This window comes from Actinophytocola xanthii (assembly GCF_001921205.1).
GTDB classification, from domain to species: domain Bacteria; phylum Actinomycetota; class Actinomycetes; order Mycobacteriales; family Pseudonocardiaceae; genus Actinophytocola; species Actinophytocola xanthii.
This window is the reverse complement of record NZ_MSIE01000015.1, coordinates 23,587-40,903: the sequence shown is the minus strand read 5'-3', so window position 1 is coordinate 40,903 and position 17,317 is coordinate 23,587. Positions and strand designations below refer to the sequence as shown.

Annotated in this window: 14 protein-coding genes and 1 pseudogene; 5 read left to right on the top strand and 10 right to left on the bottom strand. The window is 71.1% G+C overall.

Annotated elements, in window-relative coordinates; genetic code table 11:
* Nucleotides 1-53: 53 nt before the first annotated feature.
* The 5 genes from BU204_RS39000 to BU204_RS10300 form a co-directional block, all read right to left on the bottom strand.
* Complete coding sequence (locus BU204_RS39000; RefSeq protein WP_075125393.1) at nucleotides 54-2,141, bottom strand: eCIS core domain-containing protein; 2,088 nt, start codon at nucleotides 2,139-2,141, stop codon at nucleotides 54-56.
* A gap of 20 nt (nucleotides 2,142-2,161) precedes the next feature.
* Nucleotides 2,162-4,174, bottom strand: a complete 2,013-nt coding sequence (locus BU204_RS10315) for an ATP-binding protein (protein WP_075125392.1) — start codon at nucleotides 4,172-4,174, stop codon at nucleotides 2,162-2,164.
* Nucleotides 4,171-4,845 (bottom strand): DUF4255 domain-containing protein, encoded by a 675-nt coding sequence (locus BU204_RS10310; protein WP_075125391.1) that lies wholly within the window; start codon nucleotides 4,843-4,845, stop codon nucleotides 4,171-4,173. The genes BU204_RS10315 and BU204_RS10310 overlap by 4 nt, the downstream gene beginning before the upstream one ends.
* A gap of 13 nt (nucleotides 4,846-4,858) precedes the next feature.
* Nucleotides 4,859-7,909 (bottom strand): DUF11 domain-containing protein, encoded by a 3,051-nt coding sequence (locus tag BU204_RS10305; protein ID WP_075125477.1) that lies wholly within the window; start codon nucleotides 7,907-7,909, stop codon nucleotides 4,859-4,861.
* A 96-nt stretch (nucleotides 7,910-8,005) separates the two neighbouring features.
* Nucleotides 8,006-8,632, bottom strand: coding sequence for a helix-turn-helix transcriptional regulator (locus BU204_RS10300; RefSeq protein WP_075125390.1), 627 nt, complete (start codon nucleotides 8,630-8,632; stop codon nucleotides 8,006-8,008).
* Nucleotides 8,633-8,786: 154 nt separating this feature from the next.
* Between BU204_RS10300 and BU204_RS10295 the strand changes: the two genes are divergently transcribed.
* A complete protein-coding gene (locus BU204_RS10295) occupies nucleotides 8,787-10,073 on the top strand; it encodes a COG1470 family protein (RefSeq protein WP_075125389.1) in 1,287 nt (428 codons plus the stop codon).
* A 58-nt stretch (nucleotides 10,074-10,131) separates the two neighbouring features.
* Here the strand turns inward: BU204_RS10295 and BU204_RS39980 are convergent, their stop codons facing one another.
* Together BU204_RS39980 and BU204_RS10290 are read right to left on the bottom strand one after the other, a co-directional pair.
* Nucleotides 10,132-10,293 carry a hypothetical protein gene (locus BU204_RS39980; protein ID WP_158073432.1) on the bottom strand — a complete coding sequence of 54 codons (162 nt, stop codon included), beginning with the start codon at nucleotides 10,291-10,293 and terminating at the stop codon, nucleotides 10,132-10,134.
* Complete coding sequence (locus BU204_RS10290) at nucleotides 10,293-10,634, bottom strand: hypothetical protein (RefSeq protein WP_075125388.1); 342 nt, start codon at nucleotides 10,632-10,634, stop codon at nucleotides 10,293-10,295. Before BU204_RS10290 ends, BU204_RS39980 begins: the two co-directional genes overlap by 1 nt.
* Nucleotides 10,635-10,871: 237 nt before the next feature.
* On the opposite strand from BU204_RS10290, the gene BU204_RS39975 reads away from it, so the two are divergent.
* Together BU204_RS39975 and BU204_RS41175 are read left to right on the top strand one after the other, a co-directional pair.
* Nucleotides 10,872-11,021: a hypothetical protein gene (locus tag BU204_RS39975; protein ID WP_158073431.1), complete on the top strand. Its 150-nt coding sequence runs from the start codon at nucleotides 10,872-10,874 to the stop codon at nucleotides 11,019-11,021.
* A gap of 14 nt (nucleotides 11,022-11,035) precedes the next feature.
* Nucleotides 11,036-11,716 (top strand): annotated as a pseudogene (locus BU204_RS41175) (alpha/beta hydrolase); the annotation flags it as partial.
* Nucleotides 11,717-11,726: 10 nt separating this feature from the next.
* Here BU204_RS41175 and BU204_RS41170 read toward each other — a convergent pair.
* Nucleotides 11,727-12,068, bottom strand: coding sequence for a recombinase family protein (locus tag BU204_RS41170; RefSeq protein ID WP_083661186.1), 342 nt, complete (start codon nucleotides 12,066-12,068; stop codon nucleotides 11,727-11,729).
* 351 nt (nucleotides 12,069-12,419) lie between these two features.
* Nucleotides 12,420-13,478 (bottom strand): GDSL-type esterase/lipase family protein, encoded by a 1,059-nt coding sequence (locus BU204_RS10275; protein ID WP_075125387.1) that lies wholly within the window; start codon nucleotides 13,476-13,478, stop codon nucleotides 12,420-12,422.
* A gap of 186 nt (nucleotides 13,479-13,664) precedes the next feature.
* On the opposite strand from BU204_RS10275, the gene BU204_RS10270 reads away from it, so the two are divergent.
* Nucleotides 13,665-14,726 (top strand): saccharopine dehydrogenase family protein, encoded by a 1,062-nt coding sequence (locus BU204_RS10270; protein WP_075125386.1) that lies wholly within the window; start codon nucleotides 13,665-13,667, stop codon nucleotides 14,724-14,726.
* Nucleotides 14,727-14,758: 32 nt separating this feature from the next.
* On the opposite strand, the gene BU204_RS10265 is transcribed toward BU204_RS10270, so the two are convergent.
* Nucleotides 14,759-15,544, bottom strand: coding sequence for an alpha/beta hydrolase (locus BU204_RS10265; RefSeq protein WP_075125385.1), 786 nt, complete (start codon nucleotides 15,542-15,544; stop codon nucleotides 14,759-14,761).
* Nucleotides 15,545-15,758: 214 nt separating this feature from the next.
* On the opposite strand from BU204_RS10265, the gene BU204_RS10260 reads away from it, so the two are divergent.
* Complete coding sequence (locus tag BU204_RS10260; protein WP_233159955.1) at nucleotides 15,759-17,243, top strand: aldehyde dehydrogenase family protein; 1,485 nt, start codon at nucleotides 15,759-15,761, stop codon at nucleotides 17,241-17,243.
* Nucleotides 17,244-17,317 lie beyond the last annotated feature (74 nt).

Below are 17,317 nucleotides of genomic sequence, written 5' to 3'. Positions count from 1 at the left end.
AGGACCGGCGGTCCTCGGTCGCGGGCAACGATGCTGCCCGGACGGGCACCCCGCTACCGTTGGAGGTTGCCGATCTGGGTCGCGTGTTGTCCCGCCCTGGTGTCGATGTCCCTGTTGAGCGCGTGTCGCGACGACCGTTGCTCCACGACCAGGTAGTACCGGTTGTTGTGCACGGTGATGGGTATCCGGTTGCTGGGTCGCGGGTGGAAGTGCCGCACCGTGGCGACTTCCCGGTTGTTACCGAAGACTTGCGACTCGCGGTCGTCCACCGCCAGCAGCTGTCGGCCGGCGAGCAACCGGGCCACCAGCACGTCGACCAGGTAGTTGCGAATGGTGGTGGCGTCGGCGGTTGCCGTCTGGTTGGAAGTGTTGGTCGCCCGGAACGCGGCCGTCGCGGCGTCGGCCAGGGGCACGCCTCCCCAGTCGACCAGCCAGGCGAGGAGGAGCTGCGCCTCGTGGTCGTCGATCATGGACATCACCGCGTCCTGGGGGCTGGCCTTCAGCAGCACGTGGAAGTGCTGCTTGTACTCCGGTGGCTCGTTGTCGCGCTGGTCGGTGGTGTGTCGCAGGTATTTCGCCTCCTGGAAGAGCACGTGGGTCAGGAGCGACCGCATGCCGGCACCCACCCTGAGGTTGCCCGCGTTGCCGTGCTGCTGCGTCCAGTTGGCGTCGATGTCACCCGCGAGGGCGGCGGCCCTGGTCCGTGCCGTGTCGAAGATCCTCGTGTCGCCGTCGTTCTCGAAGAACCCGCGGAAGTCCTGGCCGGCGCTGGGCGCCTGCGTGCCCACCTTCTCGTAGGGCGTGGAGACGTTGGTCTGCGCGGAGGGGTTGGACAGTTTCGTCACGTTCTTGGTCAGCTGTTTGGCCGCGTTCGTGGGGTTCAGCTTGTACCGTGCTCTGCGACCGGTCATCTGATTCTTGTACGTGTTAATCAGATCGTGGAGCGTCTTGGTTCTCTCCGTCCGGGCGGAAAGGACTTTTCGCAGCGTGGTCCTGGCCGCGATGAGATCGGTGTTCGCATAGTCGCCCGGCGGAAGCGGCCCGTAGACCAGTTCGACGCTGGCCGTCCTGCGGGCGCCTGCGGCGGCACCGCCCGCCGCCGCGTTGGCACGGCCAAGGCCCTCGACCTCCAGCCGCAACAGTGGAGGGCCGGCCGGGGTCGTCGCGGCGGTCTCGGCCAGCAGATCGCCGTTATTCAGGGTCGCGCCGCTGGCGACGGTCAGCACCACCTCGGCCAGCTCGACCTCCAGCCCGGCGACGTTCGGGTCGGCGAGCGTGGCCGGCTGGGCCGGGGTCCCCTGGCCACCAGCGAGGTAGTCCTGAATGTACTGGGTCACGAGTGCCGCGTCGACGTCGGCGGTCTCGACGAGCTGCCGCAACCGGTTCTGCGAGCCGGGTTGGACGTCCGCGACGACGGCGCCGGGATCCTCGCGTCCCCGGCGGATCTCGAAGTAGGTGATGAAGTCGGGGTCGTTGGCCACCTGCGGATCCGTGCTCACCTGCTGCTGGAACTGGGCGAGCGGCATCCGCTGCACGGCCGCGGTGGTCGGCCCGCCGTGGTCGCCGCCCACGGCCTGGACGGCGGGTGTCCTGCCCGACATCACCTCACGTGCGTTGGCTTCGGCCGCGCGTTCGAACGAGTCGGTCGGGTCGGACACGCTCAGGCCGTCGTCCCGTTGGGTGCCGCTGACCGCGCCCGCGCGCTGCTGGATGACGTGCGTCAGCTCGTGGGCGAGCGTGTGCGGGTCGCCGCCGCCCCGTCCGAGAACCACGTGCTGCCCCGAGGTGTAGGCCCGCGCGCCGATCTCCTCCGCGGAGCGGCGGGCCACGGCGTCGGTGTGCACGCGGACGTCGGAGAAGTCCGCGCCGAGCCTGGCCTCCATGTCGGTCCTGGTCGAGGCGTCGAGCGGTCGCCCGGAGGAGCCGAGCACGTCGTGCACCGTCGACCGTTGGACCGGGCCGGCCTCCCCCGGGTGGCCGGAGAGCGTCGCGGCCACGGCGCTGTTGCCGGCCGCGCGTTGCAGCTCGAGCAGCGCGTCCGGCGTCGGGCGGTCTTGACCCGGGTGCCCGGTGGTCTGGTCGGGCCGGGGCCGCGGGGGCCGTGCGGCGCTCTCCCGCTCGGGCTTCTCGTGTGCGTGCATGGGTCTCCGTTCGTCGGTTCTCAGCTCCGCTCGGTCCACGGAGCGAACTCGCCGGCCAGCACCAACCGGCCGAGCTTGCGGTACTCCTGGCGCACCGAGGACACGATGTCGGCCATCGCCACCGGGCGGTCCGCCGCCGCCGCCAGGTAGGCCGCGGTCACCGCGCACGCGCGGATCGACCCGCCGGCCAGTTCGAAGCGCTGCGCGCAGAACTCCAGGTCGAGGTCGTCCGCGCGGGGCATTGCCGTGCCGAGGCAGCTGTCCCACAGCGCGCGCCGCTCCGCGACGTCGGGCATCGGGAAGTCCGCGACCACGTCGAGCCGCCGGGTGAACGCCTCGTCCACGTTGGCCCGCAGGTTGGTGGTGAGCACGGCGATGCCGTCGAACGACTCCATGCGCTGCAACAGGTATGCCGACTCGACGTTGGCGTACCTGTCGTGGGCGTCCTTGACCTCGGAGCGCTTGCCGAACACCGCGTCGGCCTCGTCGAACAGCAGCACGCCGTGCACCCCGGCGGCCTCGGTGAAGATCCGCTCCAGGTTCTTCTCGGTCTCCCCGACGTACTTGTCGACCACCGTGGACAGGTCCACCACGTACAGCTCCATGCCCAGCTCGGCCGCGACCACCTCGGCGGACATCGTCTTGCCGGTGCCCGACTGGCCGGCGAACAACGCCACCACGCCACGGCCCCGCCCGCCGCCGGGGCGCATCCGCCACTCGCCGAGCACGCGCTCGCGGTGCCGGGCACGCACGACCAGCTCGGCGAGCTGCCGCCGCGTCGGTCCTGGCAGGACCAGGTCGTCCCAGCCGACCGAGGGGATGATCCGCCGGGCCAGCCGGTCCAGCCCCGCGCCGTTCTGCGCCCGCACCCCGGCACGGACGTGGCTCAGCCCGACGGGCCGGTCCTCCAGCAGGGCCAGCCGCGTGGCCACCGAGACCGCGCGGTCCACCTCCGCCACCCCGAGCCGGAACCCCGCCAGGTCCGCCACCAGGTCCGGCGCGGGCGCCACCCCGGTCGCGTCGGTCAGCGCGTGGGCCCAGCGGCTCGCGCGCCGCGCGGGGTCCATCGGTGGCACGGGCACCGACGTCGCCGTCGCCCACCGCGGCTCCCAGTGCCGTGCGCCGTGCATGAGCAGGGGGACGTCACCGACGCGGGCGAGGACCTGGCGGAGCAGCCGGACCCGGTCGGGCAGCAGCGGCTCCAGCGGGCCGAGCACGATGCCCGCACCCCGCAGCCGGGCCTCGCGCACGAGCGCCGCCACCGGCGGGTGGTCGAGGTCGGCCAGGGCGACGACGTCGAGCACGACGGCACCTCGACCCGCGGCCGCCAGCGCGGCCACCGCGGTCCGGCCGCCGTCGCCGTCGGTGTCCCTCAGGTGGATCGGGTTGACGCCGGCCCGCAGTGCGGCGCCGAGGCGGTGGGGCAGGTCCTCGGCCGTGGTCGCCGCGAGCGGCACGACCTCGGCCAGCTCGGTCACGGCCGGGTCGGGGGTGTCCTCGCCCAGCAGGTGGGCGAGGACCCGGTCCGGCACGCACAGCACCCGGGACAGGGCGGGCCGGTCCGGCTCCCGCACGTCCAGCAGGCCGCCGGCCACCAGCGGCGAGGTGGGGGCGAAGCGGAAACGGCCCTCGCCGGCCGCCGGTTGCCCGCACAGCTCCAGCGCGAGCCCGACCGTCGCGCGGCGGCGGGTGACGTCGTCGTTGAGGTAGCCGTAGAGCCGCTCGAACCGGGCGTCGAGGTCCGGCGCCAGCGCGATGAGGAGGAACTCCACGTCCAGCGGGGCCAGGTCGAACCGCCGCGCGAGCTCGTGCAGCCGGGAGCCGTCCGGCTCCTCGCCTGGCTCGAAGGCGAGGCGCTGCCGCGGAGCGGACAGCACCAGCTCCACCGCCTCCGGGGTGAGGTAGAGGCCGCGGTAGGGGTCGTCGGGTGCGGGGTCCGTGGCGCGCCGGGCGGCCACCGCCGCGCGGACCCGCTGCTCGACGGCGCCGAGCCGCTGCCACAGGTGCACCAGGTCGTGCTCGGCGACCGTCATCGGATCGGCGCACCCCGCTGGCGCCGGCGCGGCCGGGGGCGCTCCGTGGCGAAACCGTCGCCCTCGGCCGCGGACGGACCTTCGTAGCGCAGCCGCCGTGGATCATCGGTGGTCGTGCGCAACACCACGCCCTCGGTGACCGGCGGGCCGGCGGGCGTCCACTCCCCCGGTAGCGGCGCGATGACGGCGAGGTTGATGGCGGGCTTGAGCTCGCCGCCGAGCGCGGACCAGACGTCGGACGCGGCGCCGACCTCCGACAGCGGCCCGGCCGCCCGCAGGCCGATCGACAGTCCCAGCTCGGCCAGCGAGCCGGTGAGCCACCGCTGCTCCAGCCGCTCGGTTCGGGTCAGGCAGCCCAACGCCACGGAGAGCAGCCGGTGCTCGTCCTGCGGCCTGTTCGTCCACGCGGTGACCAAATAGGACAGTTGGTACCAGCGGGAGACGCCACGCCAGCCACGCAGCGTCCCGTCCTCCTCGTGCACCTCGAACGCACCGGTCTGCCGCCGGCTCACGTCCTCGCGGATGTCGTAGAGGAACACGTTGACGGTCGGGGCGTTGCGCCGTGCCGTCCACTCCCTGGTCGGCGCGTCGAACGCCAGCTCGCCCTGCTCGCCGGGCACGTCTCCGTCGGCGAGCAGCCGGCGGATGCCCTCGTCCACCTCGTGTATCACCGGGTACCTCCGCTCATCTGCGTCGGACCATGTCCGGCGGCCCGATCGAGCCGGGCACGACCAGGAACGGTGTGGTGGCCGGGGTGAAGCCGGCGCCGGCCGCGGTGATCGTGCGTGGACCGGTCTGGTCCTTGGCGAGGATCAGCAGCTGGGCGGCGAACGTGCCGTCGGCTCGGGGGATCGTCGGCGCCGCGCCCGCGGTGATGCCCGGGTCCCAGGTCAGCCGGACGGGCGTGCCGGGCGGGAAGTCCACGCCCCGGACCGAGGGGACGAAGCCGGGCTCGCCGATCGCCGGCACCGCGACGATCCGGGGCAGGAGCACGACCATGGGCGTGGTGGCCACGTTGTCGGCCCGGTCGGTGTCGGTGCCGGTGGTCCGCAGGGTGCCGGCAACGGTGGTCCGCAGGGGCACGTTCGGTGCCAGCACCACGACGATCACCTGGCTCGCGCCGGGCGACAGGTCGGGCAGCACGCAGCCGGTGGTCGAGCAGCCCGGTGGCACGGCGGAGACCGGCATCCCCCTGGGGAGTGCGAAGTCCAGCCGCAGCCCCCCGGCGAGTGCGCCGCCCGCGTTGCGCACCGTGTAGCGCACGGTCGCCCGACCACCCACATAGGACGGGTTCGGCTGAACGACGACGGCGAGTCCCGGTCCGGCCAGGGGCGCGGGCGCCGGTGGGGCGGGTACCGGCGGGGACGGTGGCGGAGGTGGTGGTGGCGGGGCCGGTGGCTCGCGCACGGGGATCTCGGTCTCCGTCGCGTTGTCCGAGGGCCGCAGGTCCAGCACGTCACCGGCCACCGACCAGGTCACCCGGGGACCGCCAGGCGTCAGGCCCACGAGGTTCACGAGGATGTCGACGGTCTCCCCGGTCCTCAGCACCCCCAGCTCGCAGCGCAGCTCCAGCACGTCGCAGCTCCCGCGTTCGGGGCGCAGCGAGCCGAGGCGGACCTGGCCCGGCACCGCGACGGTCAGCGACCCGTTCGTGCTGCCGGGGCCGCGGTTGACGACCTCGACGGTGACCGGCGCGGAGTCCCCGACGTCCACAGTCGACGACCTGGGTGGCGCCGTGACGGCCAGGTCCGCCGACGGCTGCCAGGTCGGCTCCTTCTGGCGACCGGGCAGTCCGGTGGTGATCCGGTCCAGTTCGCCGGTGGCGGGATCCAGCACGGCCAGCTCCTCCGGCGACGCGGCGGCCGCCGTGCGCCGGGTGGACACCACCAAGCGGCTGTCGTCCGGCGCGAACGAAGCATCACGCGGCTGGAACGGGCCACCGACCGCCGTCACGGGGGCGGCGCAGGTGGTCGGTGTGGCGGGCAGCAGGACGCGGCAGCCGTCGTCGGCCAGCGAGACCCGCAGCAGGCCGTCGTTCTCCCGGTTGAACACCAACACGCCGCTGTCCGCGCCGAAGGCGGAGCTGTCGTCGGTGACCTCGCAGTCGAACCCGCACACCGCGCTGGACACGTCGCGTTGCTGGTCGAGGATGCCGGCTCGGGCCGTCCACACGTGGTTGTCGCGGATCTCGCCGGTGGGGCCGTCGGTGACGGTCCCCCGGGTGAACGAGAGGGTGGCGCCGTCGGGCGACCACGCGGGTTGGGTGTCCTCCTGGTCGGCGAGCTCCTCCGGCGGCAGCAGCCGCCCGACGATCTCGCCGGTCGCCGCCGCGACGATCACGATCCGGCTCGGGCCGCCGTCCGGCCGCACGCCACCGGGTGAGCGGCGGGCGAAGGCGACGAACCTGCCGTCCGGCGACCATGCCGGGTCGAACTCCCAGTCCGTCGTCGCCCGGTCCGCCACCGGCAGCCGGCGAGGGTTGCCGCCGTCGGCGTCCACGAGCCAGATCCGCTGTGCGCGCACACCGTCGACGTCCTCGAACCGGCTCACCACGATCCGGCGGCCGTCCTGGGAGTAGCTCTGGCGCTGGAACCACGGGTCGTAGCCGGCCCGGGGGCGGAACAGCAGGTTCGGGTCGTCGACGCTCTCGGGGTCCTCACGCAGCAGCGGCACCCCGAGATCGCGGGGGTCCACTCCGTCGGGCCGGATGTCCTGCAAGGTCGCGGTGTTGTGGGTGAGGGCGGTGGTGCGGGACACCAGCAGCCGGTCCGGCCCGGTCAGCCAGGCCGGGGACGAGACCTGACGGTCCTCGGCGAGCAGCAGGTCGGGCGGCGTGATCACGGGCAGCCCCGCGGCGGTGTCGGCGCGATAGACCTTCTCGACGTTCGGGTCGGCCGCGCAGCCGCACACCTGGTCCCGACTGAGGAACAGCAGGCCGGTCCCGTCGGGCAACCACACCGGCCACCGGCCGCCCCACCCGGCCTGGTCCCCGCCCAGCAGCGGGGCGCCGACGCCGGTGCCGTCGAGGACGCGGATCTGCGTGGGTGCGTCACCGTCCTGGTCCAGGGTGTAGGCGAGGCGGCCGTCACGCGGATTCCAGTCCGGTTCTCCCGCCGCGCCGGCGGTTTCGTCGGTCACCTGAACGGAGTCGCCGCCGGTCACCGACTGGCGGTGGATCTGGCCGGCCCTGGCGAACGCGACCTGCTCGCCGTCCGGGGAGAACGTCGGCCACGTCTCGTCCTCGGGGGTGTCGGTGAGCCGGCGCAGCCCGGACCCGTCGGCGCCGACCAGCCACAGGTCGTGCTGCCCGTCCTCGACGGAGTCGAACACGACCGACCGCAGGTCCGGCGACAGCCGCGGATGACCTGCGGCACGGTCGGTCGTGAGCCTGCGTACCGAGGAGTCCTCGGCACGCAGGTAGACCTGTGGCCGAGGACTGTCCCGCAGGCTGGTGAAGACCACCTGGTTCGCCCGCGTCGACACCTGGTCGTCGAAGTGCGCGGGGCCGGCGGCGATCAGCTGATCGCTCGTCGGGAGCTGGTCAGGTACCGGCTCGGGCACCACACCGGTACTGCGGTGCCCGGTGCCGGCGAAGGCGATCCGGCCGACGGTGTCCTGATCTGGTTGTGCCACAGCGGAAGACGACATCGCACCCCGCCCCACCAGGATCACACCGCACAACACCGTGCCCCCGGCGAGCACGGCGACCACCCGGGTTCTCGCCCTGCTGAACACGCTCACTCCTCCCCCTCGCGAATCGTCCCCCGATATCGTCACCACACCCGCCCGTCCCGCCGAGGCCCGCGCGGGCACCGTTTCGGGCAAGTGGCGTCAGATCAGGCCGTGCCGCATGACATAACCGACCGCGTGGGTCCGGTTGCGCAGGTTCAACCGGGTTGTCACGCCGTGCAGGATGTTCTTCACCGTTCGCTCCGAATAGGACATCTTCGAGGCGATCTCGGCGGTGCCGAAGCCCTCTGAGAGCAGCCGCAGCATGTCCACCTCGCGCAGGGTGAGGGTGGAGAGCGTGAGGCCGTTGGGGTCGAGGGTGCTGTGCTGCAGCTTCCCGACGTGGGCCAGCAGGGTGGCCACCAGGTCACCCGGCAGCACGGCCTCACCCCTTGCCAGCGACAGAACCGCGTCCACCAGCCGGTCCTGAGTGGCCTCCAACCGGCGGATCACCGCGGTCACGTCCGACTCGACCGCGAGCTGCAACGCCTCCCGGTCGAGTCGGCTGACGACGACCCCGGTCCTGGTCGTCGACGTGCGCTGTAGTCTGCGCAGCAGGCGGGTGGCCGCGTCGTCGACCTCGTCGACCACCACCAGCGACACGGCGGCGCGCGATTCCTCCTGCGCCGACAGCACTTCCACCTCGGGTCGCGGCCGCAACTGGTGCACTACACCGGCCCGCAACACCGGGTCCTCGGCGTAGACCTGCACCGGAACTCTCGTCGTCATCTCGCCCTCCTGTCGGGATGAACCTTGTTGTGGCAATGATGTTTCGCGAGCGCCGCGCGGGCATCCGTCGTGGCGCCGGAGTGCACGTGAATTGCCCATACGATGCCCCTTTGTCCCTGCCTGCGCTCTCATCCGGGTGCCAACGTTGTCCGGCGTGACCGCAACGACGGAATTCGGTCTCCCCACCGTGGTCGTCACACCCGGCCAGGAGACCAGGACGACGATGACCGTGCGCAACGACAGCGATATCGTGGAGGCGTACCGGTTCGAAGTGGTGGGCGAGTGCGCCCCGTGGACCGAGGTGGAACCGGAACGGCTGTCGCTCTACCCCGGCACCTCCGAGCAGGTGGACGTGGTACTGCGACCACCGCGTTCGCCGTCGGTGCGGGCCGGTGAGGTGCCGCTGGGCGTGCGCGTACTCCCGACGGAACGGCCCGACTCCGTGGCGGTGTCGGAGACCACCGTGCTCGTCGAGCCGTTTGCCGAGCAGCGCGCCGAGCTCGTGCCGCAGCGCCGTCGCGCCTGGCGCGGCGCCCGCTACCACGTGGACCTGCACAACGACGGCAACACACCGGTGGCGGTGACGCTGACCGCGCCGGAGACCGACGACCAGCTCTCTTACCGGCTCGCCGAGCACCCGGTGACGGTCGTGCCCGGTGACCGCGTGGAGCTGGACCTGCGGGTGCGCGTGGCCACGGTGCTGTGGTTCGGCAAGGCGGTGCCGTGGCCGCTGCGTCTGGACGCGTCCGCGGTCGCGGTGCAGGACGCCACGCGGCACGAGCTCGAGGGTGAACTGGTCCAGCTCCCGGTGTTCCCCCGGTGGCTGCTGGCGCTGCTCGCCGCTCTGTTCGCGCTGGTGTTGATGTGGCTGCTGCTGGTGCGCCCGGTGGTGGAGAGCGCCGCGCGTGAGGCCGCCGACGACCGGGCCGAGGAGATCGCGCAGGCCGGCGCCGGGGGACCGTCGTCGACCGCGCCGGAAGGAGGCGGTGCCGAGGGCGGCGAGCAGCAGGAGCAACAGGGCGGTGCCTCCGGCCAGGGCCCTGATCAGGGGTCCGGTCCGGGATCATCCGGTCAGGCCCAGCAGAGCTCCAGCACCATCGAGGTGCGCACGGACAGCGGCGAGCAGGGCGTCGAGGCGTACACCGTGCCGGCGGGCGCGGTGTTCCGGATCACCGACATCGTGCTGGCCAACCACCAGGGCGACGAAGGCGTGCTGACCATCGATTTCGGCGATCGGACGGTCACCACGATCGCGCTGGAAACGTTCCGCAACCAGGATTACCACTGGGTGACACCGATCGACGTCCCGGCGGGGGCCACCGTCAGCGCGACCGTCGACTGCGCCCGGCCGGGCACGCCGATTAGCGGTGATCAGGCACCGAACTGCTTTCAGGTGCTCAACGTCAGCGGCGAACTGGTCGAACTGCCCTCAGACAACTGACCGTCCACGTCGACCGTCCGGCCCAGATCCTGGGTCGGACGGTCTTTCTGTTGGCAGGTCAGCGGTCTTCGGCCCGTCGGTTCCACTCGTCGAGCAGAGCGTCGATCCAGGCGGCTAGCAGCAAGGCGGTCTCGCTGTCCCCCCGCGCCAGGCAACCACGCCGCTCCACCCGCGCTGCTTCGAGCTCACGGGTGAGATCCGCGACGCGGGGGTCGACCATCACAGGCTCCCCGCGATGCGGAAGGCCTGGATGTACTTGGGTAACTCGACGAGCGCCCGCTCCCACCGCTCAGCCGCGATCTGCCCGGCGAAGGCCGACCGGATCACCAGGCAGTCCACGTCGGGCGACACGTTCTCGCCGGACATCTCGCGGAGCCTGCGGGACAGCTCGGCCTTGCGCAACCGGGAACGGATCTCCGCCAACGTCCACTCCAGGTCGTCGACGGCACCCTGCGCCTGCTCGGCCGACATCACCAACCACCCCTCGGTAGCCAGCCGAAGGACGAGATCACCGGCGAAAGGCTCGTACGGCTCGACGTCGCCGTCCTCGCCGGAGCGCATGGCCACCGTTCCTCCACTCGGTATCCAGAGTGTGTTCCGAGCCAACACGAGTGGACCCGCGATGCCAAGGGCTCCTGGCACCGGTCTGCCCCTCCGGGAAGGAAGAGACGCGGGTACGGGCAGGTCCTGCAACGTCCGGTGCGCTGTGGGTTCAGAAGCGTGCGCTGCTGGTTCACCCGTCACCCGTTCGGCGCCGACACCGTCTGCGGTGTTCCACAGCACGAAGGAGCAACGCAGATGACCAAGCCAGTGCTGGAACCCGGAGCGCGGGCGTTCGCCGACGCTACCGCCAGTCCGCCCTACCTGTTCGACCTCGAAACCCACGCCGCCGAAGCCGCCATCCGCCAGGCGATCGCGTTCCTGTCCACCGTCCTGAAGTTCCGCTGAAAGGGGGAGCCGCCATGTCCGAAGCGCACGACCGCGCTCGCATCGACGAGGTCAACGCCAGTGGCAGACCGCCCGTGGTGTTCATCCACGGCCTGTGGCTGCTGCCCAGCAGCTGGGACCGCTGGGCCGCGGTCTTCGAGGCGGCAGGGTACGCGCCGGTGGCGCCGGGCTGGCCCGATGACCCGGAGACCGTGGCCGAGGCGAACGCCCACCCGGAGGTCTTCGCCGGCAAGAGCGTCGGCCAGGTCGCCGACCACTTCTGCGATCTCATCGGCCGCCTGCACCGCAAGCCCGCGGTGGTCGGCCACTCCTTCGGCGGCCTGATCACGCAGATCATTGCCGGACGCGGGTTGTCGGCCGCGTCGGTGGCCATCGACCCTGCGCCCTTCCGCGGCGTGCTGCCGCTGCCGATCTCCTCCCTGCGGGCGGCGCGGCCCGTGCTGGGCAACCCGGCCAACTACCACCGCGCCGTTCCGCTGACCTACGAGCAGTTCCGCTATTCCTTCGCCAACGGCGTCAGCGAGGACGAGGCGAGGCGGCTGTACGAGGAGTTCGCCGTCCCCGCGCCCGGCGAGCCGCTGTTCCAAGCCGCCGCGGCCAACCTCAACCCGTGGACCGAGGTCAGGGTCAACACCGACAACCCGGAACGTGGCCCGCTGCTGCTGGTCTCCGGCGAGAAGGACAACACCGTGCCGTGGGCGATCGTCAACGCCTCCTACCGCAAGGTCCAGCGCCAGCCGGTCGGCGTCGGCGTGCAACGCGGTCGGTGGCGATGGACCAGGTCGTGCAGTGGGCTGGCGCGCAACCGGAACGTGGCGGCCTGGACCGTCTCCGCGGACAAGCCGAGTTGGTCGTGGGTATCGTGCTCCCCTGCCAGCCATCCGCCAACCGGTGCGTGTTCTGCTCCGGCCGCCGCGCCGACGGACAGGGGATACCGTCCCGGTTCAGCCCGTTGGCGATCGCTCGGTCACCGCGCCCGGACAGGTACTCGGCGAAGATCCGCCGGACCACCTCCGCCGCCGGCTCGTCAAGCCCGAGGGGCCGCATCCGGTAGCCCTCGACCGCCTTGCGCGGGTTCGGATGCGGCCCACCATCCACCAACAAGTACCCATACGGCGCCCGACCGCGGCTGATCCGACTTGGACCTCGGCGGCGATGCGTTGCCTGTCGGTTCTAGGAACCCTGTCGCAGGAACTGAAGGACGGTCTCCAGAACTGCACGCGGCCCGTGGCCGCCACCTGCCTCAAGGGTCACTTCCACTTTCGAATCCTGCGTGGTGTGGCGGAAGCTGAATTTCGGGCGCAGGATGGCTGCGGCTACGGCGACCACCAGGATGTCTGGAGCCATGTCCGCCAACGGGAGCGTGCCCCACTCGGCGATGACCAGGCCGCCTGACGGCTACGAGAGGACGGCGTGCAGGTTGCCGTCCGAGCGCTCCAGGCAGGTGGCGTACGAGGCGTTCGACTGGACGAACTCCGTCATGCACCTGCCGACCTGTGCGTGCGCGGTGGCGTTGAGGTGGAACGACTCCCCGGCGCGGACCTTCTCCTCCGGGGTGAGCTGGCCGTTCACCATCCGCCACGGGTCGACGGTGATCCGGGTCTGCCACTCGGCGGCCGGGTTCGACCCGCGGCTGCACGCCTCGCGGTTCTCAGTCGCCCTCGAGAGGTCCAGGAACCGGGCGCCCACCTGGGACGCGACGCTGCGCAGCGCCGCGTTGAGCTGCGGCACCGCCTCGGTCCTGGCCCAGCGCGCGTCGGTCAGGCGGAACGGGCAGCCCGCCTGCTGCGAGGCCGCGTCCATGCGCTCGGTGATCGGCGACGCGTAGGAGGTCAGCACCAGCTTGTAGGAGGAGCTGCCGTACCCGGCGTTGCTCATCGCGGTCCGCACGTCGACGAGGGCGGCCTTGACCTTCGGCGCCATCGCGGCGAGACGCGTGGGCCATTCGGTGCGCAGGAAGGAGGAGCAGTCGGGTCGTTCCGGGTAGAGGTAGGCGCCGATGCAGGCCGCGACGGTGCCGGAGAACTGCGGGTCGTCGTTCGACCCGACGCGGACGATCACCGTCGTAACCCGGTACTGGCGCGCGACGGTGGTCAGGCGCTCGGCCTGTGAACCCTCCGTGTTGTGCACGGGCCCGCCGAAGCCCACGTGCGCCGACTTCGCACCGGAACACGCCAGGTTGACCGTCTTCGCCGCAAGCGTGGTCTTGTGCACCATCGCGTGGACCGAACGGTGGCACCAGTTGCCGTTCTCACCGTTGGTACCCGGCTCGTAACCACCCGCACCCTCCCCGGAGATCCCGTTGTCGCCGAGCGAGACGACCGCGGTGGGTAGCGCGCTGGCCTCCCCCGCCAGATGTTCGGCCGACGCCGGTGTTCCGGCCACTATGGAGCCCGCGGTCAGCACCGCGCCTAACAGGATTCCGACAGCTCTGGAGGATCTCCGGACATACGTCATGACACTCACCTTTACGTTGAACGAGGAAAGAACTGGTCGTGGGCGGGGCACACGTGGCGCTCGCGGCGGGGGCGACCAGGGGCTCCAGGGTGATCGTAAGCGACCGGACAGACGCTCACTCCGAAATCGCTAGGAGACGGCTCGAATGCCCCTCGCGGGCCGGTTGACCTCCCCTAAGGTGCCGCCATGACGACGACCGCCTGGCTGCTGTACGGCGCCAACGGCTACACCGGTGAGCTCATCGCCCGCGCCGCGGCGGACCGCGGTATGACCCCGATCCTGGCCGGGCGCAACGAAGAGAAGATCGCGCTCCTCGCCGGCGAACTCGGGCTGCGACACCGCGCCTTTCCCCTCACCGACCCGGACGAGATCGCTCGTCAACTCGCCGGTGTCGACTTCGTACTGCACTGCGCCGGACCGTTCTCCGCCACCGCCGCGCCGATGATCGAGGCCTGCCTGCGGACACGCACGCACTACCTCGACATCACCGGTGAGATCGACGTGTTCGAACTGGCACGGAGCCGGCACGCCGAAGCGCGGAACACGAACGTCGTCCTGTGCCCAGGAGTCGGTTTCGACGTCATCCCCACCGACTGCGTCGCGGCGCGCCTGCACGCGGCCCTTCCCGACGCCACGCACCTGCGCCTCGGCTTCGACGTTCCGTTCCGCCTGTCACCCGGCACGTCCACGACGATTGTCGAGGGTCTGTCCAGCGGCGGTCGCGTGCGGGTCGACGGGCGGGTCGTCCCCGTGCCCCAGGCCTGGCGCACCCGACGCATCGACTTCGGCGCCGGGGAGCGGCTCGCCATGACCTTCCCCGGCGCGGACGTGTCCAGCGCCTTCCACACCACCGCGATTCCGAACATCGAGGTGTACGTGCGGATCCAGCCGGCACAGCTGCTGGCCGTCCGACTCGGTGGGATTCTCCGTCCGCTGCTGTCCAGGCCCGCTGTCCAGCGGGGGCTCAAGTGGCTGGTCGCCAGGACGGTGCGCGGGCCGGGAGCCGACGCGCGCGAGGCCACCCCGGTACGCGTGTGGGGCGAGGCCACCACGGCCACCGGCGAACGCAGGACCGCGCGCATCACCACCGCGAACATCTACAGCATCACCGTCGACGGCGCACTGGCCGCGGTGGCGGCTCTCCTCGACACGGCCGTCACCGACGGCGGCTACCACACGCCGACGCAGCTGCTCGGGACCGATGTGGTCGTGAAGCTGCGCGGCTCCGGCTCGTTCACCGTCGACTGAACGACGGACCGGACGAGGCCGGAGCGAGCGCGTCACGAGCCTGCTGTTGCGCGATCGGCCACGATCCGGTCCACGAAGGCGATGCTCTCCTCGAAGATCTGCTTGGCGTCGTTGTCCAGCGTCGCGAAGTGGTAGCTGTTCTCCAGCCGCCGCTCGATGATCTCCTCGGAGGACACCAGGGTGAGGATGGCGCGGGCCGACTGCGGGTCCACCAGGTGGTCCTCGACGGACCGGAAGAAGATGACCGGAGCCGTGACCCTCGGCAGGTAGGACCGCACCCGCGACCGCCCGGCCATCAGCGAAGCCGTGGCGCGCAACGGGATCCGGGGGTAGAGCCAGTCCTCCGCGCCCGGCTTCTTGATGTCGTTGACCATGCCGGGAACCGACGAGGCGACGTACTTCAGCACCGCGACCGCGATCGCGTCCTTGCGCGCGTTCATGACCGACGGGTTCACCAGGATCACGCCGGCCACCCGGTCCGGACGTTCCGCGGCCAGTTGCAGGGACATCCCGCCGCCGAAGGAGTGACCGCCGACGAACACGTGGTCGCAGGTGCGCTCGAGCTTGTCGAACGCGCGGTTGACCTCGCCGTACCAGTCGGCCCAGGTGGTCCGGTTCAGCTCCTGCCACGTGGTGCCGTGGCCGGGAAGCCTGGGCACCTCGACCGCGTACCCCCGCTCGGCGAGCGCCTCCCCCATCGGCCGCATGCTGGCCGGGCTCGACGTGAAGCCGTGACTGAGCAGACAACCAATTTTCTGACCACCAGTAAATTCAGCGCGAGCAATTCTTGAGTACGGCTCGAGCACGTGTTCCGGCATGATGCTCCCCGGGTAGATCGGTGTCTGGACTCATGGTCCATGTTAGCGTACGCTACCGGGAATTCTTCTCACCAAACCCTTCTTTTCGTCCCATCGGAGGCTTGTCGTGCTCAGTTACTCGGCCTATATCAACGGCAAGGACGTCGAGGGGGTGGGTTGGACGTACGTCGTGAAAGCGTCGGCGTATCTCCGCGACGGTCGAGGAACCTTCCGGATGAAACGGCAGCTCGAACTCGGCAAGCACGAGGGCGAAATTCCCGATGACGTCGTCGGAAGGGTCGCCCGCTGCAATGCCGAGCACGGCAGGGACGCGGTGCGGGCGGCCCGCGCCGCCAGCCGCGAGTTCGGGCGCACCCCGCTCGCCGTGCGGGCCAAGATGCTGAACGACATCCACAACGCGGTGCTCTCGCGCGTCGAGGAGTTCGAGGAGCTGCTGGTCGCGGAAGGTCACCCCCGCCGGCTCGCCCGCTGGGAGATCAGCGGGGTGCTGCGCGGCTGCGACCCGGCGACGATCGAGTGGTACGGCACCCAACTGCACCAGACCTACGACTTCCAGGGCCGCACGGTCGAACTGGTCCGTAAGCCGGACGGCGTCGTCTGCATCAACCCGCCGCAGAACGCCGCCGGGTCCAACGGAGGACTGGGCATCCTCGCGCTGCTCGCCGGGAACACGCTCGTCGTCAAGGCGCCGAGGTCGTCGCCGTTGAGCGTGGCCTGGTTCTACCGCGAGATCGTCGTGCCGGTGCTCGAGCAGTACGGCGCCCCAGCGGGCACCGTCAACGTCATCTCCGCCGGCGCCAACGAGGTGCTCGAGGGCTGGTTGGACGATCCCGATGTCGACGACGTGTTCTTCTTCGGTGACAGCGTCGCCGGCCTGCGGCTCGGCGAGGAGTGCGTGCGGCGGGGCAAGAAGCCGATCCTCGAGCTGGCGGGCAACGACGGGTTCGTGGTGTGGCGCGACGCCGACCTCGACGCCGCGGCGCGCGCGTTGATCGAGAGCTTCTACGGATCGAGCCAGATCTGCATGGTCCCGAAGTACGCCGTGGTGCACCCCGCGGTGGCCGACGAGTTCCTGGCAACCCTGATCCCGCTGGTCGAGGCGCTGCGACCGGGGTTCCCCGAGGACGAGACGACCCTGCTGTCGCCGGTGTTGAAGACGGACAAGTACTTCGACTTCCTGTCCCAGGCGCGCGCGGCGGGCGCGGCCGTGCTGTGTGGCGGCCGGCGGGTCGACGTGCATGGCGAGGAGGCCGCCGACGGCGTGTTCCTCCAGCCGACGGTGATCCGTGTCGATGGGCTCGCCGACTCGCGACGCCTGTCGGCCGTCCGCGAGGAGACCTTCTTCCCGCTGCTGCCGGTCGTGGTGCCCGGCGAGGGCGATCCGGCCGACGATGCCGACCTGCTGGACGCGGTCGTCGAGTTCCTCGACGACAACGAGTACGGCCTGCGTAACTCGTTGTGGACGGGCTCCCGCGAGATCGCCGACGAGGTGGCCGCCTCGCTGCGGAAGGGCGGCATGCTGAAGATCAACGACTCGCACATCGGTTTCACCTCCTACCTGTCCACCCACGGCGGCACCGGGAAGACCGGCGGCGTCTACGGGGAGATGAACTTCGTCGGCCTCCGCACCAGCCACGTGCAGGGGATCTCGTGGGGGAACGGCGACCCACAACCGCTCGACGAGCTCGTCACACGCTGAGGTCGACGACGGCCGGTAGTGCCGTCGTCACGGCAAGCAGAACCTCCTCGAGAACGCCTCGAACCTCGATCACC